The sequence below is a fragment of the Bacteroidales bacterium genome (genome assembly GCA_013141385.1).
GTDB lineage: Bacteria > Bacteroidota > Bacteroidia > Bacteroidales > Tenuifilaceae > UBA8529.
Map to the genome: position 1 here is coordinate 177,628 of JABFRB010000019.1, position 23,747 is coordinate 201,374.

Sequence of the window (23,747 nt, forward strand, 5' to 3'; positions counted from 1 at the left end):
CGGGATGTGTAGTTTCCTTTTAATTGAATCGGGTGCAAATGTTTGTTCAGTAGCCATTACTATTGATAAGAGGATTGTTGGGTTAAAAGAAAGCACTGATGAAAAAGCCCATGCAACCCAACTAACAGTTTTTATCGGTCAACTAATTAAGGAAACAGGTATTAGTATCGCTCAGCTAGATGCAATAGTAATAAGTAAAGGGCCAGGCTCATACACTGGCTTAAGAATTGGTGTTTCGGCGGCAAAAGGCATTTGTTATGCCGCAGAAAAACCTTTAATATCGATTTGTAGTCTTAATTCGATGTCATCTGGGGCATTCTTTTTATACCCTTCAATTATTGAAAAAAACAAAATCGATCTCCTTTGTCCGATGATAGATGCCCGTAGAATGGAGGTCTATACCGCACTATACGATAAATCTTGCTCTCAAATCAAGGACATAGAAGCATTAATTGTCTATACAACAACATTCAACAATTATTTAGAAACAAATAAAATTTTATTCTTTGGCAACGGGGCATCAAAGTGCAAATCGGTGATTAACCATCCGAATGCTTTTTTTGTTGATGATTTTTCACCCTCGGCACAATTTATGGTTCCACTAGCCTTGGAGGCTTTTGAAAAAAAAACATTCGAAGATGTTGCCTATTTTGAACCATACTACCTTAAAGACTTTATAGCAACTCGATCTCATAAAAATATTTTTGTCGGATTGCAATAATATTAGAACTATGATTATACCTATTAAGTCAAAAAAACACATCTATTTGCTTTGTGCTCTTATCCTTAATTTCACGGGGATATCTGCTCAACAGAAAAAATCTTTTACCACGGGTGAACTTTTAAAATATCAGGTTCATTATGGTTTTATTCGGGGAGGAGAAGCCATTCTTTCAGTTAGAGAAGGCACCTATGAGGGGAAGTCGGTTAATAGTCTTTACTTAAATGGCAAATCGGTTGGCCTTGCAAGTTCTCTATATCTTGTCGATGACACCTATGAAAGTTTTACTGATAAAGAAACCAACTGGCCCTATAAATCAATCCGAAATATACATGAAAATAGATATAAGCACTATAGTACACAGGTATTCGATCATTGGTCAAGAAAGGATTCTTCAATCTGTAATAGTTCAATAACAGGAAAAGTTGTTGTCGTCAAAGGATGTCAGGATATACTATCATCATTCTACTACTTACGTACTCTAATGCTTGATAAGAAACCAACCCTTGATGAACTTTTTATTGTTAACACATACTTTACCGATGAAAAATATCCACTGGTAATTCGTTTTAAAGGCTTTGAAAAGATAAAAACCAAATTTGGCACTATTGATTGTATGAAGTTTATGCCTGAAGTACTCACCGGAAGGGTGTTTAAATCTAAGGATGATATGGCAATATGGTTCTCAAACGACTCAAACTTTATCCCCATAAGAATTAAGTTTGATATATTTATAGGTTCAGTGTATTGCGATTTGATAGAATATTCCGGTATTCTCTACCCATTAAAATTAGAATAAACCGTATAAATTGCTTATTCTTAGATTTTTTAGCCTTAGTCTTATTTCAAAAAGCCATTATTTGTTTGCTTTTTATTTTTATTATTACAATCATAAAAGACTTCTAAGGAATAAGTTTTAGATTTTCATTGATTTACTATTTTTGCAAGAAATTTATTTATAATAATCATATGGCAACTACTGCAGATTTTAAAAATGGGATGTGTCTTGAGTTTAACGGGAAACTTTACACAATCGTTCAATTTCAACACGTTAAACCAGGTAAGGGGGGTGCATTTGTTCGTACTAAACTTAAAAACCTCGAAACAGGAAAAGTAATTGAAAATACTTTTAACGCAGGAGTAAAAATTAATCAGGTTCGCATTGAACGCAGACCTTATCAATTTTTATATAAGGATGATTTGGGATATCATTTTATGCATCAGGAGACTTTTGAGCAATTTTCACTTCAACAAGATCTCGTTGACAATAGCGATCTGTACAAAGAAGGTCAATATGTTGAAATGATGATACATGCTGAAGAAGAGCGCATACTTTCTTGTGAACTTCCTCCGTTCGTTGAAATGACAGTTACCTATACAGAACCAGGCTTAAGAGGTGATACCGCCTCATCAACTGCTTTAAAAGCAGCAACTATTGAAACTGGAGCTATCATTCATGTGCCTCTTTTCATTAATATCGGGGATAAAATCAGAATCGATACACGAACCAGAGATTATTACGAACGAGTTAAATAAACTCTTTTTCTCTGTATTCTCTGTTGCAAAAAGGATGATTTATAATTCTACTTTTTTATAATCTATATAATTTTGAAAGAGTAGAAATAAGCCAATAGTAATATACATTTTGATATTTACTTTTAGTTTAACATGCTGATTATATGTCACTAACCTCGTCATCAAAAAGACTTAAGCAGAGTACGTTTAAATTGAATGCTCTTTTAACGATGGCGCAGGCTATTAGTGCAGATTTAAAAACCGAAAATTTACTCCAACGGTTTGGCACTATTCTAAACGATGATCTTGGGATTGATCGAGTTCTTTTCTATAAAAAGGAGGAAACATGGGAGTTGTTACTTAAAACGAACTGTCCAGATTCAGTTATTGAGAATATTGATGTTGAGCGAGATCTTATCTCCTTTAACGAAATTACTATTATTAGCACTATTGAGAGTTCAGTATTACAAGAACTTGATATCATCATTCCTGTAATTCAGAATAACACTCCTTTAGCTTTTATTTTAATTGGTGATACAAATGATTTAGAAAAAGGGGTGAGTGCATCAATTAGGCATCTAAATTTTGTACAAACACTTTCAATTATCATATTTGTTGCAATTGAAAATCTCCGCCTATTTTATAAAAGCCTTGAACAGGAGGCCATTAGAAAAGAGTTAGAACTTGCATCGAAGATGCAAAACATGCTAATACCCAGTCCCGAGAATTTACCAAAATTCGAAAAACTCAAAATTACTACATACTATAACCCACACTACGAGGTAGGTGGAGATTATTATGATGTTATTGAACTTAGTCCAGGGGAGATAGGTTTTTGTATTGCTGACGTATCTGGCAAAGGTATTTCAGCTGCACTATTAATGTCGAATTTTCAAGCCAACCTTAGAGCTCTTTTTACACACGAAATTCAACTTACAAAACTTGCCGAAAAACTTAATGAAAGAGTTATGGCAACGGCTAAGGGAGAAAAATTTATTACGATCTTTATTGGTCGATTTAATCTCCAAAAACGCCATCTCGAATACATCAATGCAGGACATAACCCTCCCCTTCTGTACAATAAATTCTCAAAGCAAATCAACCAACTCACAAGTGGCTGTGTTGGGCTTGGAATGCTCGATGAAATTCCTATTATGAATGTTGGTTCAATACTAATAAATCAACCATCAAAGCTAATCTGTTTTACAGATGGTTTGGTTGAATTTCTAAGCGAGAATAAGGTAGAGAATGGAACAAAAGCTATTGAAATAAATATTTCAAACACTTCTAGCCTTGATGATAATATAAAGTTTATTGTGGAGGCACAAGAACAGGATTCAGGGAATAACAATATTGTTCTTTTCGATGATATATCTATCCTTGGTTTTGAATTCCTCTAAAGAGTTTGGTTCCTAAACCGAATATCCATTGCTACAATAAAGGCAATAAATCCCCAAAAGGGAGCAGCAATTTTATCGCTATCAAGAAAATCATTCAAGAAACCATGAATTGCATAGGTAACAATTCCTAATAATGCCCCGATTAATAAAATTCGAATATTTCTATCTTCAATTTTTCTGGTTAATGTAAATCCACGGTAGAATACAAAAATCAAAATTAGAATATAGCCTAACATTGCAATAACACCTGAATCAGCAAGTAATCCAAGGTATTCGCTATGTGCATTTCCACCAGTACCAAAATTTGTGCTGATTATTGTTTTTTGGTATGAACGCTGAAATGGGGCATAGTAAAACATGTAAGTTCCTGGACCCCATCCAAAAAATGGTCTTTCGCTAAACATTCTAGTTGCACAACTCCACCGATTTATCCTTTCTAAATTGGAAGCATCGGTAGAGACATTTATTGCTGAGTTCAAGTGTTCTTTTAAATTTCCACTAGAATCTGTGGTATTACTGCTTAACCATTGACCAATCTCAAGCTGAAACGAGATTAACAAACTAACAACGACTATAAATCCCGCAATCAGTATTGAAAACCTAATTCTTATATACCAAACAACCCATACCGCAATTGCCACAGCCACACTAAGCCAAGCAGCTCTTGAGTATGAAAAAATTAATGCTACAGTAAAAAAGAGGGTCAAACCCGATAAAACTATCTTTCGACCTATTTTCTTAGAGATAACAATTAAACTAACTAAAAAAGGCAGGATTATAGCTATTGCAGCACCATATGAGGTGTGATCGATGAAGAACGGAGCACTAGTTCCATGAGCGGCTTTCTCGTTAAAAATACCAAGCCCTATGTGTTTAATTAGGGAAATAGTAACAACAACCAGTAGACCTAAAATAAAACACCATAGAAAAATTTTAAAATACCTTAATTCCGATTTAAAAAGAATATATCCTAGGTAGAAAAAAACGCCTATAAACCATAATCTAACTAACAAGTACTTCATAGAAACCAAAGGCATTTCGCTAGGAATAATGCAAATAAAAATCCAACCTAGGTATAGTAGTATAGCCCAAAAAACAGGATGATTCATTAGCTGTTTATCAAAATACCTCTCCTTTAATGATTTTAAAATGAGTATTACTAAAATACTTAAGATTATCGGTTCGGTTGGAAACCAAAAATCAAAAGAAAGTCCAGGTATAATTCTATACAACGGTATTGAAAGTGGAGCCAAAAAAACAAGTAAGAAGAAAAGTTGTCTTAATGAAAAGAAAAGAAGGGTTATAAAGATTAATAAAACAGGGAGGATATTCAATAAAAAAATACTCCTTGATGTGAGAAATGCATTTAAAAGGATAAACAGGGTTGAAACCCCAATAATGCCGATAGTATACTTTCGCTGATTCAAAGTTTATTTTTCCCCTTTGAGTACATTTTTAATAAAATCGGCTATAACAATCAAAAATATTCCAAAAAATAGTGCCGATAGAGTAGATAGTATAATTACTATGGATTTCTTTGGATAATCTTTTTTATCGGGAATAGAAGCCCAATCAACAACAAACTGGCTAGGTATTTTTTGAGATGCTTCAATCTGCATTGTTTTTAAACTATTGCTTAACTCAGTTATCTGAATGGCCTTATTCTGAATTTCTTCCATATATATTACATATTTTCCACCATATTTTTTTAATGGTTCCATCTTTTTATCAAGAGCCAGAATAGCGTTGGTTTCATTTTTTGCAACGGCTTTAGCATAGGCTCTATAGAATTCCTGTGTCTGAGATTGTAGATGAATCACCCCATTCGACATTGTCTTAGTTAGGGAATCCTCCAAATTCTTCATTTCTGCTAAGCCCAGTTTATACTGCTCCTCAACAACCAATAACCCTTTTTTAGCAACTTGAGCCTTAATGGCTAGCATCAAACTATCCTCAACAGCAACAATAGTGTTAGCGATCTTTGCAGACATCGCCGGAGAGGCATCCATAACCTCAACCTCTACGCTAAGATATTGCGTTGGCCTAAATTTGATATTATCATTATAAATACCATAGGTCTTATGCCGAGCATACATATCATCGGATTTTATTCCCCAATTTGCGGTAAGATTTAGTTTCTTAATAACAATATCCCTTAACGTGCTTGATGAGAGAACCTGTAGAAGTTGCTCAGATTCTTTACTATCTCCAAATACAGTTAATCCTGCTTGTATATTTGAAGTTAATAACTCCTTTGAAGGTTGGTTATTAATGGGTGGATAGATAATTGCCGTTGCCTTAAACATTGGAGTAATTAGAAATGAAGCCACCATTGAAACAACAAATGCGATTGCACCAATCCACATCAATAGTTTGCGTTTACTCAAAACCAATTGTATAAGATTGGTTGAGTTAAGGTTAAATTCGTTCTTAGTAGATTCCATCTATATAAGGCTCTAGTTATTGTTACCAAAAATGAGTTATAAATCATTGCTAGTTGAACAATGATTTAATAACGAAAATGTTCTGCTTTTTGTATGTAAAATTGAAAATTTAGATCGCTCGAATAATGCTATAATTCTTCTTCCCTTTCTGAACTAAAAGATATTTCTTATTTATCAGATGATTGGTATTAATCAGCATCTCCGAATCGGTTACCTTTTCCTTATTAATGCTAATCCCACCACCCTGAATCAATCTGCGAAGTTCTCCTTTAGAGGCAAAGACCGCAGCGCTCTCCACTGCTAACATTGAGAATGGAGTTCCTTTTTCAAAACTATCAAAAGAAACATCAAATGTAGATACTCCTTCAAATACCGAGAGGAAAGTTTCTTCATCAAGTTTTTTTAACGTATCGGCTGTTGCATTTCCAAAAAGAATTCCAGATGCTTCAACCGCCATCTGATAATCCGCTTCGGAATGTACCATTGTTGTAATTAATTCGGCAAGTTTTTTCTGCAATATTCTAAGATGTGGTGCTTGACTATGCTCAAGAGTCAATGCCTCAACCTCCTGCTTTGTAAGCAAGGTAAATATCTTGATATACTTTGCAGCATCATCGTCCGAAACGTTAAGCCAAAATTGGTAAAAACGGTAAGGTGATGTATATCTCGAATCGAGCCAAACATTTCCCTGTTCGGTCTTACCAAATTTGCCACCATCCGATTTTGTAACAAGTGGAATAGTTAAAGCGAATGCTTCACCACCGGTTTTTCGTCTTATAAGTTCAGTTCCTGTGGTAATATTTCCCCACTGATCAGAGCCGCCCATCTGAAGTTTGCAGTTATTATTCTGATATAGGTGAAGAAAATCGTAGCCTTGTACCAGTTGATATGTAAATTCTGTAAAGGACATGCCTGTTTTTGACTCTTCGCCTAAGCGTTTCTTTACAGAATCTTTCGACATCATGTAATTAACGGTGATGTGCTTGCCAATATCGCGAATGAATTCAAGAAAGGTATAATCTTTCATCCAATCGTAGTTATTTACCATTTCCGCTCTATTCGGAGCATCTGAATCAAAATCGAGAAATTTTGATAGCTGTGCTTTTATCCCATCCAGATTTTTCTGAAGGGTCTTTTCATCGAGCAAATTTCGCTCCTGCGATTTCCCTGACGGATCACCAATCATTCCTGTTGCGCCACCAACCAGTGCGATAGGTTTATGTCCCGCAAGTTGAAAGTGTTTCAGTAGCATTATTTGGGCAAAACTACCCACATGTAATGAATCGGCAGTTGGGTCAAAACCGATATATGCTGCGGTCATCTCTTTCTTCAACAGATCCTCGGTACCAGGCATAATATCATGGATCATGCCTCTCCATGTTAATTCTTCAACAAAATTCATATCAAAAAAATTTCTCAAAGATAATAATCAATTCTAAACAAGACTTACAATGAATCGCTACAACTAGCAACTTTTTTATTCTTTGAGAGGATATACAGAAAGGGATTTATTGAGATGTTCAGCCTTCCAAATCATTGCGTTATGTACCCTTGTTCTCCCGCTTGGGTGATCAAAGAAAATAATTTCCTCCAAATGTCCGGGGCTAATTTTTCTATATTCGGACAACTTCATTGCAATGGAAGCAAATCCATCGGGTTCCTGCGCAGCGTTCAAACTAAAGTAATCGGCCTCAATTTCAATTGTTCGTGAAAAGTTGTTAATTATAGGTTTCGAAAAATGGAAAAACAAAGTGAATAATAACACGAGTAGGGGCAAACTTCCAATATCAGCAATAGTGCTGATGCTCCATTTTTTGCCCCACCTATAAATTAATTTATTTAAACACCAATTAATTAGAGCAAAGGCAATTACAAGAACAATTATCAAAAGAATAATTCCTTTGTAAATGTGGTTTAGAACATAATGACCCATTTCGTGAGCCATTACGGATCTTATTTCGGAAATTGAGCATCTTTTTAATAAATTATCATTCAATGAAATCCTTACCGTACTCCCCAAACCGCTAACATTTGCGCTAATCCTTTTACTCTGCTTTGAGGCATTGAATTGGTAAACATTTTCTGCCGGGACACCATTTGCTTTTGCTAATGATAAAATCTCATTTTTTAATTTTCCCTCTTCGAGTGGTTTGTATTTGTTAAAAAGTGGAGTAATTATAATGGGTCCTATAAACATTCCAAATACTATAAAAACAAAAGCAATCCCGCTAGCCCAAATCCACCAGTCCTGTTTCACTTTTCTAATCGCCTTATAAATAGCAAGTAAAATAATGCTTCCAAAAACTAAAGTCAAAATAAGAATTATTAACTCATCGGCGAACCATCCACAAAACAATAAATTCGACAGATTATACTGATGTTCCCGAATATACCCTTGATAAATATTAAACGGAAAGATTAATAGGAAGGCAAACAAAAAATATAGGAGGATGTATATTAAGTTTTGGAGGTTAACATTTTTTACCCTAAAGGCTATTCCCTTTATCCATTGTGATAATCCTAGCGACAAAAACACCCAAGTGATAACAATTTCTAGGATAATATTCCACAGCATTAGCCAGTAATCACCTTCAAAATATGTATCTGATTTTTTCTTTTCCTCTGGAGTAAGAGTATCAAGATATTTTTGAGTGGCTATTTCTGGATCAAAAACTTCGGTTTTAACAGCTATGGTATCTTTATTTGATGGTACTGTTGAAGTATTATTCGCCTTTGTAAGTGTAGCAAGACTTATTAAACCAGCAAGAAATAGGGTTTTCATATTCTAATAATCACTGCATGAGATTTTTTAAGATTTATATTTCCTGTTGTAGATCAAATTGAACCATTTCGTTGAAACCACTCCTTTGAAGAGTCCGCAAAATTTTCGCAAATAACTTTTTGTTCAAGTTTTTGCTGTGCCCTCACGATTGACTTACTAATCATTGGGTGCTCTATCATCTCATCCTCCTTCATTCCTAAACTTTTCATCATCCGGATTATCTCATCGCTTCCAAATATCTCAAATAACGGTTCATCCAAAGAACTTAAAACTATAACCTGTGAGGGATTTAAGTTAATAATAAAAGTTTCCTCTTTCCCACGTAAAGGAAAGTGCTCAAGCAGAATAAGTTTTTTATCAGATATTTGGGTCGATATGGCGGTTTGTGCAAGTTGAATTTCAACGCCAAGTCCATGCTGTTCATTCAAAAATTGATGAAACTCCTCTTGCGTTTTTGAGAACCATGCAACAACCACAAATTCTTTTTGCTCCTGTAAAAGTTTAAAACAACCCGTTAATTTTGCGGATTGGCTCATCCAAATCATATCCTTTATGTTTGGAGTTGCTTTTTTTTTCTGAGAAAAATTGAATATTCCCATTGTTGGTTTTTTTCAAAGACAATAATAGCTTACTGTTATATTTCCTAAGGATTAACAGGTGCAAAAGTTTCCTTAATCTTAGTTTTGATCTCATCAAAATTTAGATCGGGAAAGATTGATGGTGCTAACCGTTCAATCGGGTGGTAGAAAAGTGATTTTTGAGAAATGTCCTGTGGTAAAAACTTCATTTTAATATCTGCTTTTCCCATAATAACCAAGATAACACTAAGAATAAACGCCGTCTTAAGAACACCAAAAACCACTCCAAGTATACTATTTGCAAAACCCAGGAATGCCATTTCGAATAATCCCTCAACCATATTACCAAGAAAATGAACCCCAACTACAATAATACCAAAGGTTATTGCGAATGCAATTAAAGGTAAATACTCTGTTGTAATATGGAGATGTTCTGTCAATAATCCCGCTGTATAATCTGAAAATTTAATTGCGCCCCAGATACCGAGGAGTAATCCAGCTAATGATGCAAACTGGCTAACAAAACCTTTTTGATAGCCACGAAATCCCGCAAAAATAAAAACTGCGATTAGAATGATATCAATAAAACTCATAGGATATAATATTATTAACTATTTGCTCCTTTCCACAACATAATCCGTTAACATCTCAAGAGATGATCTAAACTCTGATTCTGGATAAAGACTCAATATTTGTAAAGCCTTGTCTTTGAATTCCTGCATTTTTTGGGTTGAATAATCAAGTCCACCATTCTTTTGCACAAAAGCAACAACCTTTTCAACCGCTTTGCTGCTTTTTTTACTGCTCCTCACCAATTTTAAAATATCAGATTGTTCACTTTTTTGAACTTTGGTGAGAGAATAAATCAAGGGAAGAGTAAGTTTTTTCTCTTTAATGTCATTTCCTGTTGGTTTACCAATTATACCTTGAGGTTGATAGTCGAAAAGGTCATCCTTAATTTGAAAAGCCATTCCCAGATACGTTCCAAAATCTTTCATCCGCTTAATCATTTCTGGATTTGCACCAACAGAAGTTGCGCCATTTGCAGCACAAGAAGCTAATAAACTCGCTGTTTTCTTCTGAATAATTTCAAAGTAAGTACTCTCATCAATATCCATTTTTCTTGATCGTTCAATCTGTAGAAGTTCTCCTTCACTCATATCCTTTACAGCTTGACTCATTATTCTTAGCAACTCTATCTCATTTTTCTCAATCGATAGCAAAAGTCCTTTAGAAAGCAGGTAATCACCAACCAGTACAGCAATTTTGGAGCGCCAAAGGGCATTTATTGAGAAAAAACCTCTGCGTTCATAAGCTTCATCTACCACATCATCATGAATTAGAGTTGCAGTATGTAGCAACTCTATCATACCTGCAGCAACATATGTTGATTGATTAATCTTCCCATTCAGCCCTGCAGAAAGGAATACAATCAAGGGTCTAAGTTGCTTTCCTTTTCGTCGATATATGTAATTTGTAATAACATCAAGTAGAGGAACCTTTGAACTCATGGAACTGCGAAAGTATGGCTCAAATTCATTTAAATCATGATTTACAGGCTTCTTTATATCATCGAGTTTTGACATTCGGATTCGATTTATTTTACATGGCAAATTAACTATTTTTTTAATCCTTGATAGCTTATTCTTTTTGTATTATGTGTAAAATAGTAAAAATAAGGATTAACCTGTGGATCAAATTTTAATAATTGATCCTATTGCACAAGGCAAAAGTTAATTATTAATATATTTGTATTTGACTCTACGACTATTAAATCATGCAACAAAAGAGAGAATTAAATGTTGAACAACTTGAAAAGGCTGTTAACATGCTAAAAGCAATCGCACATCCAATGAGAATATCAATAATAAGTCTACTTGAAGACGGCAGGAGAATGACAGTTACCGAAATTCACGAGAAATTAGATATTGAACAATCTACCACCTCCCATCATTTAGGTATACTAAAGGATAAAGGGGTTTTATCATCTAAAAGAGAAGGAAAGAACACCCATTATTTTTTAAAAAACGAAAATCTTTCCAAAATTCTCGATTGTATTGGAAGATGCACGGTTTAAGGGAATTCGAAACAATCCCATAAAGTATTTTTTGCATCTGATTTATTATCAGCCAACAATATAACAAATACGGTTTTTTATTTCTGTAAAGTTTAAGGTATTATGGCATTAATTCGGCTAACCAAGGAGTTCCATTTTGAACTTGCTCATGCACTTGAAGGTTATGATGGAGCTTGTCGCAATATTCATGGTCACTCTTACGTGCTATTCGTAACAGTTATAGGTAGTCCAATTTCTTCTGAATCGAATCCAAAATTAGGGATGATAATGGATTTCGGAGATTTAAAAAAGATAGTGCATGAAAATATCATCGGTCGGTTCGATCATGCTCTGCTGCTTAACCAAAAATCATCGATGTTAAAAACCTTGCGAGCGGAGAGTTTTGGAAAAATTGAATCGCTCCCATTCCAGCCTACATGCGAAAATCTATTGCCTTACTTTGCCGATATTATTTCTTCCAGACTACCCAATGGGGTAAAGCTACATCATCTTAAACTAAACGAAACAGCAACATCATTCGCTGAATGGTATGCTTCAGATAATCTTTAATAGAATTTCGGATGCAAAAAAAACTTCTACTCATAGATGCATACGCTCTGATTTACAGAGCTTACTTTGCTTTTATCAATCGCCCTATAAAAACCAGCAAGGGATTAAATACTTCTGCTATTTACGGCTTCATAAAAACGCTACTTGATGCAATTAAGAAGACAGAACCAACACACTTAGCTGTGGCCTTTGATCTATCAGGACCCACCTTTCGAACGGAACTTTACCCCGAGTATAAAGCCAATAGACAAGAAACGCCCGAAGATATTCGATTGGCCGTTCCAATTATCAAGCGTCTTCTTGGAGTAATGAATATACCTATTGTTGAACTAAAGGGATATGAAGCCGATGATATTATCGGTACACTGGCTACTCAGGCAGATCCTTTGGGTTATGAAGTTTTTATGATGACCCCAGACAAGGATTATGGTCAACTCCTCTCCCCGAATGTAAAGATTATTAAGCCTGGCAAAGGGGGTGGTGAAATGGAAACCATCACAACAGAAGCATTTTGCAAAGATTATAAAATCGATAACCCCTCTCAGTTCATTGATATCCTAGCTCTATGGGGCGATACATCGGACAATGTGCCTGGTGTAAAAGGGATTGGTGAAAAAACCGCTGCTGATTTAATTTCAAAATACGGATCAATAGACAATATCCTTCAAAATACCTATAAACTATCGAAAGCACAAAGAACAAATATTGAGGAATCCAAGGATCAACTTCTTCTGGCTAGAACATTGGTTACTATTAAAATCGACCTAATGTTGAACCAAGACATCAATAGTTTTGAAAGGAAAGAACCAGATCCTGTTGAGTTCAGAAAAATGTTAGAGGAACTTGAGTTTCGTTCAATGCTAAAAGATATATCAGTAAAAAAAGATGTAAAAGAGGTAAAAAAAGAGAGTTTCGTTCAGGGTAATCTTTTTGGTGAAGTAGCTTCACAACCTGTTGCTCCAGAGCATAATCTAAAAACCCTTTATGATTTTACTTACGATTACAGGGTCGCGGCAACAGCTGATGAGCGCAAACTTCTTATAGATGTACTTAATAGCGCAAATGAGTTTGCTTTTGATTCTGAAACAACAGGGCTCGATCTTTATACTAGTCAACTGGTTGGGCTATCATTTGCAACAGCTCCTTTTAAGGCGTGGTATGTTCCAATTCCTGTAAATCAAACAGAAGCAAATCAGGTCCTTCAAGAATTTAAGGCTGTTTTGGAGGATACCAATAAACCAAAGATTGGGCAAAATATTAAGTTTGATCTCCTGATGCTTAAAAACTATGGAATCAAGCTCAAGGGCTTCCTATTTGACACCATGATTGCCCATTATTTGGTAGAACCCGATATGCGCCACAATCTCAATATTATTTCGGAACAATTGCTTGGCTATAAACCAATCGTTATAGAGGAGTTAATTGGGAAAAAGGGGGTAAACCAAATTTCGATGCGAAGCGTTCCTATTGATAAAATCTCAATATACGCTTGTGAGGATGCCGACCTTGCTTTTCAGCTGAAAGAGGTTTTATACAAAAAACTTGTAGACGAGGGTCTTCTAGAACTATATAAAACCATAGAAGCACCCTTAATTGAAGTTCTGGCTGATATAGAAAGGGCAGGAGTTCAAATCAATGTTCAAAATCTTAGCGAGTTTGCTAAATCATTAAACCTTGAATTAATTGCTCTTGATGATGAAATCAAAGCAATAGCAGGTATTCCCGATCTCAATATTTCATCTCCTAAACAGCTCGGCGAGGTTCTCTTCGAAAAACTAAAAATTGCCTCGGATGTAAAAATGACAAAAACAAAACAATATGCAACCGGGGAAGAGGAATTGCTCAAATACAAAGACAAGCATCCAATTATTGATAAAATATTAGAATTTAGATCTTTAAAGAAATTACTTTCAACCTACGTTGAGGCCTTGCCCTTGCTTGTAAATTCTAAAACAGGGAAAATTCATACTTCATTCAATCAAGCAGTAGCCTCAACAGGTCGGTTAAGTTCAAATAATCCAAACCTTCAAAACATTCCTATCCGAGATGAAAAAGGTCGTGAAATTCGAAAAGCGTTTGTTCCCTCCTCTGATGATTACTTAATTCTATCAGCCGACTACTCCCAAATTGAACTCAGGTTGATGGCTCATATGAGCAAAGATCCTTCGCTGCTCGAAGCATTTCATCAAGGGGAGGATATCCATACGGCAACCGCCTCAAAAATATTTAAAGTTCCCCTTAGTGAAGTTACAAGAGAGCAACGAAGTAGAGCGAAAACTGCAAATTTTGGAATGATTTATGGTATTTCTTCCTTCGGTTTATCTCAAAGGCTTTCTATATCCCGAACCGATGCAAAAGAACTAATAGATGGCTATTTTGGCACCTACAAAGGGGTTAAAGAATATATGGAAAACTGCATTAAAAATGCTAGGGACAAAGGATGGGTTTCTACAATTTTCGACAGGAAGCGTTATTTAACAGATATCAAATCAAATAACGCAACAGTAAGAGGTCTTGCTGAGCGAAATGCCATAAACGCACCTATTCAGGGCTCAGCCGCTGATGTTATTAAGTTAGCAATGATAAAAATTCACCAAGAACTTTCCGATAATAACCTTAATTCTAAAATGATCATTCAGGTTCACGACGAACTTGTGCTTGAGGTTTACAAACCTGAAATTGAGCAAGTAAAAGAGATTGTTATAAAATCAATGACACAAGTCGCAAAACTATCAGTTCCTCTTGATGTTGAAATCGGCATAGGTAACAATTGGCTTGAAGCGCACTAATAAAAGCGTTAATAGTTAAGTCACCTGTTTTTAAATTATGAGCCTAAAAATATTCTCCAAAACGAGATAAAGTAAAGGTAAAGTGATAATACTAAATAAGGTTGAAACAAGAAGATTGCTTGCTGCCAGATGGTAATCACCACCATACCTTCGTGTCATCACAACAATGATCGTTTGGCAGGGCATACCTGCTTGCATGACTAAAACGAAGAACGCTTCGCGGGCAATTTCAAGGTGTAGCCATCTAATCAGTAAAATATAAGTAAAACCAAGAATCAGAGGAACGATTAAAAGTTTATTCATACTGATAATAAAAACGCTAACCGTTTTAAATGATTTTCGGATATTCATACCTGCCAGAAGAGCACCAATATAAACCATTGAAAGAGGGCTAGTACACTTCCCTAGGCCAGAAAAAGCATCAACGACAAATTTTGGTAAATGAAGTCCTGAAATCAAAATTAAACTTCCAAGAACAATTGCTCCTGTATTTGCATTAAGTAAGCTCTTCCAACCAGATTTTTGAGTACCCAAACTTAATTTATAAATTCCATAGGTAAAAGTTAAAGAATTAGATGCCAATTGGTAAACTGCTGCATAAAAAACCCCAATGCCATTGGGAAACAGAGCATCAAAAAGAGGAAAACCAAGGAAAACAATATTCCCAAACATAGAATGGAGTGTGTGCACCATTGCTTGAGGTTTACTGAGTTTTTGAGCAAATGATGAAAATGAACCCGCTAGATATAAAATTGCTATATTTACAAAAGCCAGAATAAAAACGAATAACCCATTTTTAAAAAGTTTGATATCAAATTCCAGATGTGAGAATGTTGAAAAAATAAGGAAGGGCAATGTAATATCGATTATTATTCTTGCTAGGAAATCTTTTGATTCATCATTTAATATTTTTCTTTTGGTGGCAAATGCCCCAACAATCATCAAAAGGCAGAATATTAAGAGTTGATTTATAATAATACCTGTAGCCATAAAGAATAAATAATGCCAAAGATAAACTGATTTTTGAAACGTTTGTCCGAAGAAAAAAATGCGAAAACAAATACTCGTATTTGTACGTTTTTTTAAAAATGGGAAGTAATTGGTTAAAAACTTTTTGGAGAAAAAAAAAAAAATTCTAAAATTGCCAAAAATTGATTTGTACAAATTAATAGTAGAAATTGTCTTTAAAAATAAATCCTTGTATATTAACCAGAAAAATAATTATTTATTATTCCATGTGTTTTTAATGCCAAAAAACCCCATATATCTATAACTTTTACAAATTCAATTATCCAATCAACCAAATTATTTAACCTTTAAATGTCTAAACCCCGTTTCTAATTATTCCAGAAATGAAAGCAAGAAAGGAAACTCAAAAACTCCCACGCGAATCATCACAAGGTTCTGAGGAGCTGAAAAAAGCAAGAAAGTTAAAACCAATTAAAAAGGAGAAAAATCAAAAACAATCGTTGTTCCAAGAAATCGAAGAATTCGAAGATATCGATATGGACTATAAAAAAGATCTTTATGATGAAGAGGATTTTTATGACGATGAAGAGGAAGAAGATTAGTTATTATAATTGATAACCACCGCTGAATTCAATGCCCCCTCGGGGGCATTTTTATATCATTATCAGATTAATCTATATTTAATCAACAATTGCATTTCAATACAATCTTATATACCTTACGGGGGTAAACAAAAAATTCATGTTAAGGTCTCTTTGTTTAAATAATAAGATCCTTATCGCCTTTATGTGTCTATATTTATTTGTTTTTTCTCCAACAAATATTAAAGCAGATATTCATAATGGTTCGGATAGTATTAGTAAAATATTAAGTCAATCATCTGGTTCATCTAAATTAGATTTATTAATTAAGTCTGCTGATGAATGTAATAACACCAACGCAGACCTCTCCTTCGAATATGCGAACACAGCAATAGGTATTGCCAAAAAACTAAACCTACCTAAAAAACAACTTAGCGCAGAAGTAATTATTGGAAAAACATACTTTATCAAGGGTGACTATACAAACGCAATAAACCAACTAGAGAAAACATTATCATTAGCACATTCTATTAACGATAGCACTCACTTAATCGATATATACCAAGTTTATAGTTTGATTTATACAAAACTTGGCGACTTTAAAAAGGCGCTCGAATTCTCCCAAAATGCATTTAATCTTATTGATAAACTAAACCAGCAGAGCAAATTAGCAGATATTGTTCGAGAAACAGGAAATATTTACTTTTCGTTTGGAGAGGCTCCGGTTGCACTTGATTTTTATCAAAAAAGTCTTACCATAAGCAAAGAAAACAATAATCAAATTGGCGTTTCAAAGGCACTTAATAACATTGGTCGTATTTATGGTGAACTCGGAGCACTTTCAAAGGCTCTTGACTATTTAAACAGATCCCTTGAAATAAAACGCAAGTATGATAATAAACTTGGAGTCGCAAATACTTTGCTAAATATAGGTACAATCTATTTTCGTCAAGAAAATTATTCCACAGCAATTCAATATTTTCTACAAGCTAATAGTTACTATTCAAAAGTTCCTTTTACTGAAGGTGTCTCAAACTCGTTTCATTTTGCTGGTCGTTGTTATCTTAATTTGAAAAATTATGAACAAGCCGAAGCATTCTTCGCAAAAGCGAGGGTTTTAGCAAATAATGCCAAAATAAAAACGCTATTAGTTGAAATTTCACTACGGGAATCGGAACTTTACGCCGAAATTAATAACTATGAAAGAGCATATGAATCACTATACAAATATAAAGAGTTAAGAGATTCTGTATTTAGCAACGAACGGAGAAATCTCCTTTTGGAGTTAGATGCCAAATACAACTTACAAGCAAAAGAAAAACAGATCCTTCTACTTTCAAAAGAACAGGAATTAAAAGAAACACAAAAGAAAAAACTAAGTTTCTGGAATGCATTTCTAATAATAGCCGCTCTATTTTTGACCTTTTTCATCTATTTTATTCATAATAGGATGAGGTTTAGGGCGAAAATCAACCAAAAACTTTTAGAGGAAATAAATCAAAGAAAAGTTATTGAAGAAGAGCTTCAGGGGCATCAAGAACATTTAGAGGCAATTGTTGAAGCCCGAACCCTTGCATTGAAAATAGCAAAGGAGAAAGCCGAAGAATCTGATATGCTTAAAACGGCATTTCTTGCAAATATGTCTCATGAGATTCGGACACCAATGAATGCCATTGTTGGTTTGGCGAATCTACTCGTAGATTCAGAATCTATTGATACAGATAAAAAAGACTTTGTTCATTTAATTCACTCAAACAGTGAAATCTTAATGAGCTTAATTAACGATATTATTGATATTTCTATAATTGAATCCGGACAACTAAAAATTAATAAAACCCCCGTTTTTATATCCGAAGTGCTAGAAGAACTCCTATTCTTTTTTAATCAAGAGAAACATAAAATAAACAAAAGTCACATCAGTATTACTTTGGATTATGAACTATCTTTAACTTTTCATTCTATTTTAACTGATAAGAAGCGACTTAGACAAGTAATGTCTAATTTGTTATCAAATGCTTTAAAATTTACCAATCAGGGATCAATCGTTTTTGGGTTTAAACTTACAAATTCTCAAACAGTTACCTTTTTTGTTAAAGACACAGGTAAAGGTATTCTACCTGAAAACCAAACCTCAATATTCGAAAGATTTAGTAAATATAACCGAGGAAACGATTCTGTTCTCTTACCAGGAACAGGTCTTGGGCTTGCTATTTGTAAGGAACTTGTACAACTACTTGCTGGAAATATTTGGTTTGATTCACAGCCAAATTTGGGATCATCTTTTTATTTTACCCTACCTAATATCTATTATGATTCGGTCATATCAGAATCACAACATTCAAATGAATCCAATTTAGAGTTAAATCTAAGCAATAAAACAATTATCGTAGCAGAGGATGTTACTTCTAACTTTATGCTTATAAAGGCCTACCTGAATAGAACGAATGCAAATTTACTCTGGGCAAAAGATGGAACGGAGGTTATAAGTATGCTCGAGAATCATGTCGTAAATCTAATTCTTTTGGATATACAAATGCCCGTTATGGATGGGATGAAAACAATTGAGGTTATCCGAGCAGCAGGGAATAAAATTCCAATTATTATTCAAACAGCATTTGCTTTATCTGACGAAATTGAAAAATGTTTTTCTGCAGGATGTGATGACTACCTTACTAAGCCTATAAAAAAGGATGATTTAATCAACAAAATATCCCTTGTATTAAGCAATCAGGAAAATAACAGTGCTAATCTTTTAACTTCCCCCCTTTTTTTCCATTAACTACTCGCTTATCCTTCACATAAACCTGTCTTTCTATAGTTTGATCAAGAGATATAAAGGTTTCGGTATTTGCAATGCCCGGAATATTCTGAATGTTTTTCACAAGAACCTCCATAAGATGCTCATTGTCTCGACAATAAATTTTTAGCAAAAGAGCATATCCTCCTGTAATAAAATGACACTCAACAACCTCTGGCATTTGTTTTAAAGCTTCAATAACGCCATGATACTGGTTCGACGCAGAAAATTGAAGGCCAACAAAAGCACAAACATCAAAACCTAAAGCCTTAGGTTTGACATTCATTCTTGAGCCAGCTATTATGCCCGCATCTTCCATTTTCTTAACACGCTGGTGGATTGCTGCTCCAGAAATACCACACTCTCTGGCTATTTCTAGAAAAGGCATTCTTGCATTTTTGACCAAATAGGATAGTATCTTTTGATCAATTGCATCTACTTGAAAGTGTTCTGACATTTCTATTACGATTTAAAATATTATTGCCAATAAATATAATAAATTGTAAGAAAATACATGCTGTTTAGTGTGAATTTTCATTGAAAAGATAATAAAAATTTTCATCGCTCGCTTAAACCTCTCTTTGTACGACACATACGTAAACAAAAAAGCCACACCATTCTAGGTATGGCTTAAATAAATATACTGATTTCTATAAATGCTTGGAATATATAATCTTATCGTCAGCCACATCATAAAAATCTTTAAGAACTGCTTCTTTAAAATATCCGTGCTTTTCATAAAAACCCTGAGTTGGGATATACAAAGGTTTTGAGGATGTTTCTATGTAAATAACCCTACCTCCCATAGATTTAATTTTTCTTTCAGTTTCTTTCAGAATTAACGAACCAACTCCTTTTCCTCTATAATCATCATGGGTTGCAATCCAGTAAAGATCATAACTATTCTTTGTACAAGCAATAGTTCCATAGCAAGCATAGGAAATGGTTCTTTTGCCATCCATAGCAAAAACGAAAAAGTATCCACTTTCAAGTCCTTTATCAATAGCCTCTTCAACCAATTCGAGGGCAACAGGAATTTCATGATCTTGAAAAAAGCCAGACGAATGAATAATTTCTTTTACCGCTTCAACATCATCGGCTAACGGTTCAAATCTTAACGTGTAGTTTTTTTCCATGGCTATCTATTTTTTTGAGGGAATATCATTTATAATTCTAGTAACCGCTTCGTCGAAAGAAATTCCTGCCTGTTCACAAGCTGCGTAAAATCCACCATTCATTGATATACATGGGTTAACATTAATCTCAAGAACCATTGGGTTGCCCTTTTTGTCAACTCGATAATCAACACGGGCATAACCGTTAAGTTTAAACACATCCCAACTTTTTAATGTTAATTCGGTAAGTTTATTTAAAAGTTCACCATCATTCTTCCCCATCTCAAAGGTTCTACGAGTGTTTGCATATTCAAAACTATTCTCATCCCATTTTGCTGTCCAACCCATCATTTTAGGTTTGTCACCCTCGTAATCGTAAAACTTAATCTCGGCGTGAGGAAGAACGGTTGGGCCATTGGAGCCAGCAAGTATTGATATATTGAACTCCCGTCCATCGATATATTCTTCAATAAAATGGGTAGCAGGATTAAACTCTTTTGCTACTTTCATTAATCCCGCTTCATGCCACCAAAAAACGCAATCCTCGTCCAAGCCAAGAGAGCCATCCTCCCAAATAGGTTTAACGATATAACGCTTGCCTTCAACCGGCACAAACTCCCCTTCTCCATGATACCAATAAGCCGTTGGCAAGCCACCTTGTTTCATTCGCTCTTTTGCTAGGGTTTTGGACGAAGTAATAAAAATAGTTTCCAGACTACCCCCTGTAAATGGGATTTTTAAAGAATTCAGTAGCGCTGGTGCGAGAAAGATTAAATCACCTTTATTATCAACACCTTCAACCATGTTAAAAATAAAATCAGGCTTATGGCTTAGAAGCTCTTGTTCAACCTTTTTCATGTTCAATGAAAAAGTCATCGTTGAATACTTTATTCCAAGTTTTTCAAGATTTTCAGCAATAATGTTTACCTGTTCAAGCACATCTGCCTCATCAGGAGTAGGATTTGGTGATAATTCGTTATAAAGGATAACCGCTTTCTTCGGACTCATAGAATATTATTTTACTCGTTTTAGGGCTGATTTCATTATCATATCCAATAATTTCTCATACCGAATTCCTTTCTTTCCAGCAAGCATCGGTAAATCAGAATGCTCTGGGTTAATTCCGGCTAAGGGGTTAACCTCAATAAAATTAGGTACTCCACTTGCATCCATCTTTAAATCAACCCGACCACCATCCCTACAACCAAGACATCGCCATGCACCCAACGCAACTTCTTCGCACTTTTTTTCATCATCCCCAGTTGCCATTGGATAATCAACAGTGCCTATCCAGTTCTCCTTTGTGTGATATGAATAAATACTTTCCTTTGCTTTTGCAGTGATTACAATCTCCATTACACCAACAACTTTTGCCTCGGAACCAGTACCTACAACACCAACAGTAAACTCACGCCCTGGAAGGTAGGTTTCAACAAGTACAGGTTGATTAAAACGGTTCAGTAAATCTCGGCATAACTCATCAAGTTCCTTTGGACTAGCAACTTTCGATCTACTATCAATTCCCTTTCCTGTTCCCTCGGCAACAGGCTTAGCAAACAGCGGGTAAGGAAGATTTATATCTTTAATATCTTCGGGTGTTTCAACAATTGCAAAATCGGCTGTTGGAATTCCTTTATCTCGTATTACTCTTTTTGTTAATCCTTTATGAAGCGTCAATGAAAGCACTAGTGGATCCGAAAACACATAAGGAATTCTAAATACATCAAGTATTGCTGGTACTTGGGCTTCACGACCAATTCCGTACATTCCCTCGGCTATATTAAAAACCAAATCCCACTTTTTCCCTTTGCCAAGGTCTCTTAATAATGCTTTAACATTACCTATTCTTTCGGTTCTATAACCAAGTTTTTGAATGGTTGATTCTATTGATTCTATCGTTATCTCTGAATCAAACTCGGCAGTTTCCTCTTCGGAATAACCCTCTTTTAGATAATCACTACGTAAATCGTATGTCAACCCAACAGTAAGCATCTTTTCTCCTGGTTATCAGATTATTAATTAACAATTAACTTACACCAATATATGGAATATTTTTATATCTATCTTTTCCAACTTTCAACAAATTGATATAAAAAAAGCATTCCCATTCGAAAGGTGCTATTATACACAACGCGAATGGGGAATGCTATTAACAATATTAAAAATCAGGATATGTATAAATTTTATCCTCGTAATTTTTTAGAATAACCTCGCCATTTTCTGTACCCAGAAAATATTCAGGCAGCAAAGGTATTTTTCCACCACCGCCAGGAGCATCAATTACAAAAGTTGGTACAGCATACCCTGATGTAAAACCTCTTAATCCTTTAATTAATTCAAGTCCTTTTGCAACATGGGTGCGGAAATGACTTGACCCTGGAATTGGATCACATTGATAAATATAGTAAGGTCTTACTCTTGCCTTAAGTACACCGTGCATTAAATTCTTCATGGTATCTAAGTCGTCATTAACACCCTTCAGTAGAACTGTTTGACTTCCGAGAGGAATACCAGCATCCGCTAAACGACCACAGGCCTCAATAACCTCAGGGGTAAGCTCATCTGGGTGTGAGAAGTGAATACTCATGAAAAGAGGGTGATATTTCTTTAGCATATTCACTAAGGTTTTGGTAATACGCTGTGGTAAAACCACTGGTACTTTTGTCCCAATACGAATAATCTCAACATGAGGTATAGCCCTTAAAGATGAGAGTAAATATTCGATATGAGGATCGGGCATTGTGAGTGGATCTCCTCCAGAGATGAGAACATCTCTTACTTCGGAATGATCTCTGATATATTGTAAAGCGGGCTCCCATGCTTTAATTCCAATGTGGCATTTATCTTTAGCCACCATATGTGATCGGGTGCAATATCTACAGTATGCTGAGCAAAAACCTGTGGATAAAAATAGTACTCTATCGGGATAGCGATGCACTAAGTTTGGCACTGGGCTGTGATGCTCCTCGCCAAGGGGGTCGGCAAATTCACCTCTCGACATGGTAACCTCATTTACGGTTGGAACCATAGTCCGGCGGAGAGCCTGATTTGGGTCATCTTGCGATAGCAAGCTTGCGTAATACGGAGTAATTCTTAACGGGAGGGCATACTTATCGTTATCGATAGCGAGTAACTCCGGTTCTGATAGGTTGAGGATTTGACGCAACTGGCTTATTGAGGTAATTCCATTTTTAACTTGCCATTGCCAGCTATTCCAATCTTTCTCTGTTGCGGAAGGGTAATTTTTTCTTAAAAATTCGAGTGATTTTTGGCTAATACCAATACGTTCATTCGAAACGCGAGCTCCTACTTTATTGAAGCGAATTGACACCTCAGCCTCATCGTTGCTGAGGTTGATGGTACTCGGAGGTTCGTCCTCCTCAGTGAATTCATTGATCATGTAAACCAGCTTCTGTTGCTTTTTTTTGTC

The 23,747-nt window shown here is 35.1% G+C and carries 23 protein-coding genes; 10 read left to right on the top strand and 13 right to left on the bottom strand.

The genetic code is table 11. The annotated features are described in order from the left end of the window. Window positions 1-4 precede the first annotated feature (4 nt). The 4 genes from tsaB to HOO91_11655 all read left to right on the top strand — a co-directional run bounded on the left by tsaB (window position 5) and on the right by HOO91_11655 (window position 3,636). On the top strand, window positions 5-721 hold the full coding sequence (gene tsaB / locus HOO91_11640) for a tRNA (adenosine(37)-N6)-threonylcarbamoyltransferase complex dimerization subunit type 1 TsaB (protein NOU18197.1): 717 nt from the start codon (window positions 5-7) through the stop codon (window positions 719-721). Between the two features lie 10 nt (window positions 722-731). Then, window positions 732-1,520, top strand: a complete 789-nt coding sequence (locus HOO91_11645) for a DUF3108 domain-containing protein (protein NOU18198.1) — start codon at window positions 732-734, stop codon at window positions 1,518-1,520. Between the two features lie 170 nt (window positions 1,521-1,690). After that, window positions 1,691-2,257 (top strand): elongation factor P, encoded by a 567-nt coding sequence (gene efp, locus HOO91_11650; protein NOU18199.1) that lies wholly within the window; start codon window positions 1,691-1,693, stop codon window positions 2,255-2,257. A 143-nt stretch (window positions 2,258-2,400) separates the two neighbouring features. Next, window positions 2,401-3,636 (top strand): SpoIIE family protein phosphatase, encoded by a 1,236-nt coding sequence (locus HOO91_11655; GenBank protein ID NOU18200.1) that lies wholly within the window; start codon window positions 2,401-2,403, stop codon window positions 3,634-3,636. On the opposite strand, the gene HOO91_11660 is transcribed toward HOO91_11655, so the two are convergent. Continuing rightward, window positions 3,633-4,745, bottom strand: a complete 1,113-nt coding sequence (locus HOO91_11660) for an O-antigen ligase family protein (GenBank protein ID NOU18201.1) — start codon at window positions 4,743-4,745, stop codon at window positions 3,633-3,635. The genes HOO91_11655 and HOO91_11660 overlap by 4 nt on opposite strands. A 40-nt stretch (window positions 4,746-4,785) precedes the next feature. Between HOO91_11660 and HOO91_11665 the strand changes: the two genes are divergently transcribed. Continuing rightward, the gene (locus HOO91_11665) at window positions 4,786-5,058 is read left to right on the top strand and encodes a hypothetical protein (protein NOU18202.1); all 273 of its coding nucleotides are present in this window, start codon (window positions 4,786-4,788) and stop codon (window positions 5,056-5,058) included. 8 nt (window positions 5,059-5,066) lie between these two features. On the opposite strand, the gene HOO91_11670 is transcribed toward HOO91_11665, so the two are convergent. The 6 genes from HOO91_11670 to HOO91_11695 all read right to left on the bottom strand — a co-directional run bounded on the left by HOO91_11670 (window position 5,067) and on the right by HOO91_11695 (window position 11,026). After that, window positions 5,067-6,080 (bottom strand): hypothetical protein, encoded by a 1,014-nt coding sequence (locus tag HOO91_11670; protein NOU18203.1) that lies wholly within the window; start codon window positions 6,078-6,080, stop codon window positions 5,067-5,069. A gap of 109 nt (window positions 6,081-6,189) precedes the next feature. After that, complete coding sequence (locus tag HOO91_11675; protein ID NOU18204.1) at window positions 6,190-7,482, bottom strand: tyrosine--tRNA ligase; 1,293 nt, start codon at window positions 7,480-7,482, stop codon at window positions 6,190-6,192. 75 nt (window positions 7,483-7,557) lie between these two features. Next, window positions 7,558-8,862, bottom strand: coding sequence for a M48 family metalloprotease (locus HOO91_11680; GenBank protein ID NOU18205.1), 1,305 nt, complete (start codon window positions 8,860-8,862; stop codon window positions 7,558-7,560). A 53-nt stretch (window positions 8,863-8,915) separates the two neighbouring features. Continuing rightward, window positions 8,916-9,461, bottom strand: coding sequence for a hypothetical protein (locus HOO91_11685; GenBank protein NOU18206.1), 546 nt, complete (start codon window positions 9,459-9,461; stop codon window positions 8,916-8,918). A gap of 44 nt (window positions 9,462-9,505) precedes the next feature. Then, window positions 9,506-10,033 carry a CvpA family protein gene (locus HOO91_11690; protein NOU18207.1) on the bottom strand — a complete coding sequence of 176 codons (528 nt, stop codon included), beginning with the start codon at window positions 10,031-10,033 and terminating at the stop codon, window positions 9,506-9,508. Between the two features lie 18 nt (window positions 10,034-10,051). Then, window positions 10,052-11,026 (bottom strand): polyprenyl synthetase family protein, encoded by a 975-nt coding sequence (locus HOO91_11695; protein NOU18208.1) that lies wholly within the window; start codon window positions 11,024-11,026, stop codon window positions 10,052-10,054. A 191-nt stretch (window positions 11,027-11,217) separates the two neighbouring features. On the opposite strand from HOO91_11695, the gene HOO91_11700 reads away from it, so the two are divergent. The 3 genes from HOO91_11700 to polA all read left to right on the top strand — a co-directional run bounded on the left by HOO91_11700 (window position 11,218) and on the right by polA (window position 14,855). Continuing rightward, on the top strand, window positions 11,218-11,517 hold the full coding sequence (locus tag HOO91_11700) for a helix-turn-helix transcriptional regulator (protein ID NOU18209.1): 300 nt from the start codon (window positions 11,218-11,220) through the stop codon (window positions 11,515-11,517). 102 nt (window positions 11,518-11,619) lie between these two features. After that, the gene (locus HOO91_11705; GenBank protein NOU18210.1) at window positions 11,620-12,066 is read left to right on the top strand and encodes a 6-carboxytetrahydropterin synthase; all 447 of its coding nucleotides are present in this window, start codon (window positions 11,620-11,622) and stop codon (window positions 12,064-12,066) included. 11 nt (window positions 12,067-12,077) lie between these two features. Further along, a complete protein-coding gene (gene polA / locus HOO91_11710) occupies window positions 12,078-14,855 on the top strand; it encodes a DNA polymerase I (GenBank protein ID NOU18211.1) in 2,778 nt (925 codons plus the stop codon). A 30-nt stretch (window positions 14,856-14,885) separates the two neighbouring features. Here polA and HOO91_11715 read toward each other — a convergent pair whose 3' ends face one another. Further along, complete coding sequence (locus HOO91_11715; protein ID NOU18212.1) at window positions 14,886-15,845, bottom strand: AEC family transporter; 960 nt, start codon at window positions 15,843-15,845, stop codon at window positions 14,886-14,888. Between the two features lie 362 nt (window positions 15,846-16,207). Here HOO91_11715 and HOO91_11720 point away from each other — a divergent pair, with 362 nt between their 5' ends. Then, window positions 16,208-16,426, top strand: coding sequence for a hypothetical protein (locus HOO91_11720; protein ID NOU18213.1), 219 nt, complete (start codon window positions 16,208-16,210; stop codon window positions 16,424-16,426). 139 nt (window positions 16,427-16,565) lie between these two features. Then, window positions 16,566-19,184: a tetratricopeptide repeat protein gene (locus HOO91_11725; GenBank protein NOU18214.1), complete on the top strand. Its 2,619-nt coding sequence runs from the start codon at window positions 16,566-16,568 to the stop codon at window positions 19,182-19,184. Here HOO91_11725 and HOO91_11730 read toward each other — a convergent pair. The 5 genes from HOO91_11730 to HOO91_11750 all read right to left on the bottom strand — a co-directional run bounded on the left by HOO91_11730 (window position 19,150) and on the right by HOO91_11750 (window position 23,717). Continuing rightward, window positions 19,150-19,659: a winged helix-turn-helix transcriptional regulator gene (locus HOO91_11730; GenBank protein ID NOU18215.1), complete on the bottom strand. Its 510-nt coding sequence runs from the start codon at window positions 19,657-19,659 to the stop codon at window positions 19,150-19,152. The genes HOO91_11725 and HOO91_11730 overlap by 35 nt on opposite strands. Before the next feature lie 193 nt (window positions 19,660-19,852). Continuing rightward, window positions 19,853-20,338 carry a GNAT family N-acetyltransferase gene (locus HOO91_11735; GenBank protein NOU18216.1) on the bottom strand — a complete coding sequence of 162 codons (486 nt, stop codon included), beginning with the start codon at window positions 20,336-20,338 and terminating at the stop codon, window positions 19,853-19,855. A gap of 6 nt (window positions 20,339-20,344) precedes the next feature. Then, the gene (locus HOO91_11740; protein NOU18217.1) at window positions 20,345-21,325 is read right to left on the bottom strand and encodes a D-alanine--D-alanine ligase; all 981 of its coding nucleotides are present in this window, start codon (window positions 21,323-21,325) and stop codon (window positions 20,345-20,347) included. Between the two features lie 6 nt (window positions 21,326-21,331). Further along, on the bottom strand, window positions 21,332-22,309 hold the full coding sequence (locus tag HOO91_11745; GenBank protein ID NOU18218.1) for an ATP-grasp domain-containing protein: 978 nt from the start codon (window positions 22,307-22,309) through the stop codon (window positions 21,332-21,334). A gap of 166 nt (window positions 22,310-22,475) precedes the next feature. After that, on the bottom strand, window positions 22,476-23,717 hold the full coding sequence (locus tag HOO91_11750; protein ID NOU18219.1) for a KamA family radical SAM protein: 1,242 nt from the start codon (window positions 23,715-23,717) through the stop codon (window positions 22,476-22,478). Between the last annotated feature and the right edge of the window lie 30 nt (window positions 23,718-23,747).

What these genes read in the sequence shown, in the direction of transcription:
- HOO91_11655 (NOU18200.1), top strand. Translation starts at nt 2,401, where the DNA reads ATGTCACTAACCTCGTCATCAAAAAGACTTAAGCAGAGTACGTTTAAA.
- HOO91_11750 (NOU18219.1), bottom strand. Translation starts at nt 23,717, where the DNA reads ATGATCAATGAATTCACTGAGGAGGACGAACCTCCGAGTACCATCAAC.
- polA (NOU18211.1), top strand. Translation starts at nt 12,078, where the DNA reads ATGCAAAAAAAACTTCTACTCATAGATGCATACGCTCTGATTTACAGA.
- HOO91_11695 (NOU18208.1), bottom strand. Translation starts at nt 11,026, where the DNA reads ATGTCAAAACTCGATGATATAAAGAAGCCTGTAAATCATGATTTAAAT.
- HOO91_11735 (NOU18216.1), bottom strand. Translation starts at nt 20,338, where the DNA reads ATGGAAAAAAACTACACGTTAAGATTTGAACCGTTAGCCGATGATGTT.
- HOO91_11685 (NOU18206.1), bottom strand. Translation starts at nt 9,461, where the DNA reads ATGGGAATATTCAATTTTTCTCAGAAAAAAAAAGCAACTCCAAACATA.
- HOO91_11720 (NOU18213.1), top strand. Translation starts at nt 16,208, where the DNA reads ATGAAAGCAAGAAAGGAAACTCAAAAACTCCCACGCGAATCATCACAA.
- tsaB (NOU18197.1), top strand. Translation starts at nt 5, where the DNA reads ATGTGTAGTTTCCTTTTAATTGAATCGGGTGCAAATGTTTGTTCAGTA.
- HOO91_11680 (NOU18205.1), bottom strand. Translation starts at nt 8,862, where the DNA reads ATGAAAACCCTATTTCTTGCTGGTTTAATAAGTCTTGCTACACTTACA.
- HOO91_11660 (NOU18201.1), bottom strand. Translation starts at nt 4,745, where the DNA reads ATGAATCATCCTGTTTTTTGGGCTATACTACTATACCTAGGTTGGATT.
- HOO91_11730 (NOU18215.1), bottom strand. Translation starts at nt 19,659, where the DNA reads ATGTCAGAACACTTTCAAGTAGATGCAATTGATCAAAAGATACTATCC.
- HOO91_11705 (NOU18210.1), top strand. Translation starts at nt 11,620, where the DNA reads ATGGCATTAATTCGGCTAACCAAGGAGTTCCATTTTGAACTTGCTCAT.
- HOO91_11670 (NOU18203.1), bottom strand. Translation starts at nt 6,080, where the DNA reads ATGGAATCTACTAAGAACGAATTTAACCTTAACTCAACCAATCTTATA.
- HOO91_11740 (NOU18217.1), bottom strand. Translation starts at nt 21,325, where the DNA reads ATGAGTCCGAAGAAAGCGGTTATCCTTTATAACGAATTATCACCAAAT.
- HOO91_11645 (NOU18198.1), top strand. Translation starts at nt 732, where the DNA reads ATGATTATACCTATTAAGTCAAAAAAACACATCTATTTGCTTTGTGCT.
- HOO91_11700 (NOU18209.1), top strand. Translation starts at nt 11,218, where the DNA reads ATGCAACAAAAGAGAGAATTAAATGTTGAACAACTTGAAAAGGCTGTT.
- HOO91_11745 (NOU18218.1), bottom strand. Translation starts at nt 22,309, where the DNA reads ATGCTTACTGTTGGGTTGACATACGATTTACGTAGTGATTATCTAAAA.
- efp (NOU18199.1), top strand. Translation starts at nt 1,691, where the DNA reads ATGGCAACTACTGCAGATTTTAAAAATGGGATGTGTCTTGAGTTTAAC.
- HOO91_11725 (NOU18214.1), top strand. Translation starts at nt 16,566, where the DNA reads ATGTTAAGGTCTCTTTGTTTAAATAATAAGATCCTTATCGCCTTTATG.
- HOO91_11665 (NOU18202.1), top strand. Translation starts at nt 4,786, where the DNA reads ATGAGTATTACTAAAATACTTAAGATTATCGGTTCGGTTGGAAACCAA.
- HOO91_11715 (NOU18212.1), bottom strand. Translation starts at nt 15,845, where the DNA reads ATGGCTACAGGTATTATTATAAATCAACTCTTAATATTCTGCCTTTTG.
- HOO91_11675 (NOU18204.1), bottom strand. Translation starts at nt 7,482, where the DNA reads ATGAATTTTGTTGAAGAATTAACATGGAGAGGCATGATCCATGATATT.
- HOO91_11690 (NOU18207.1), bottom strand. Translation starts at nt 10,033, where the DNA reads ATGAGTTTTATTGATATCATTCTAATCGCAGTTTTTATTTTTGCGGGA.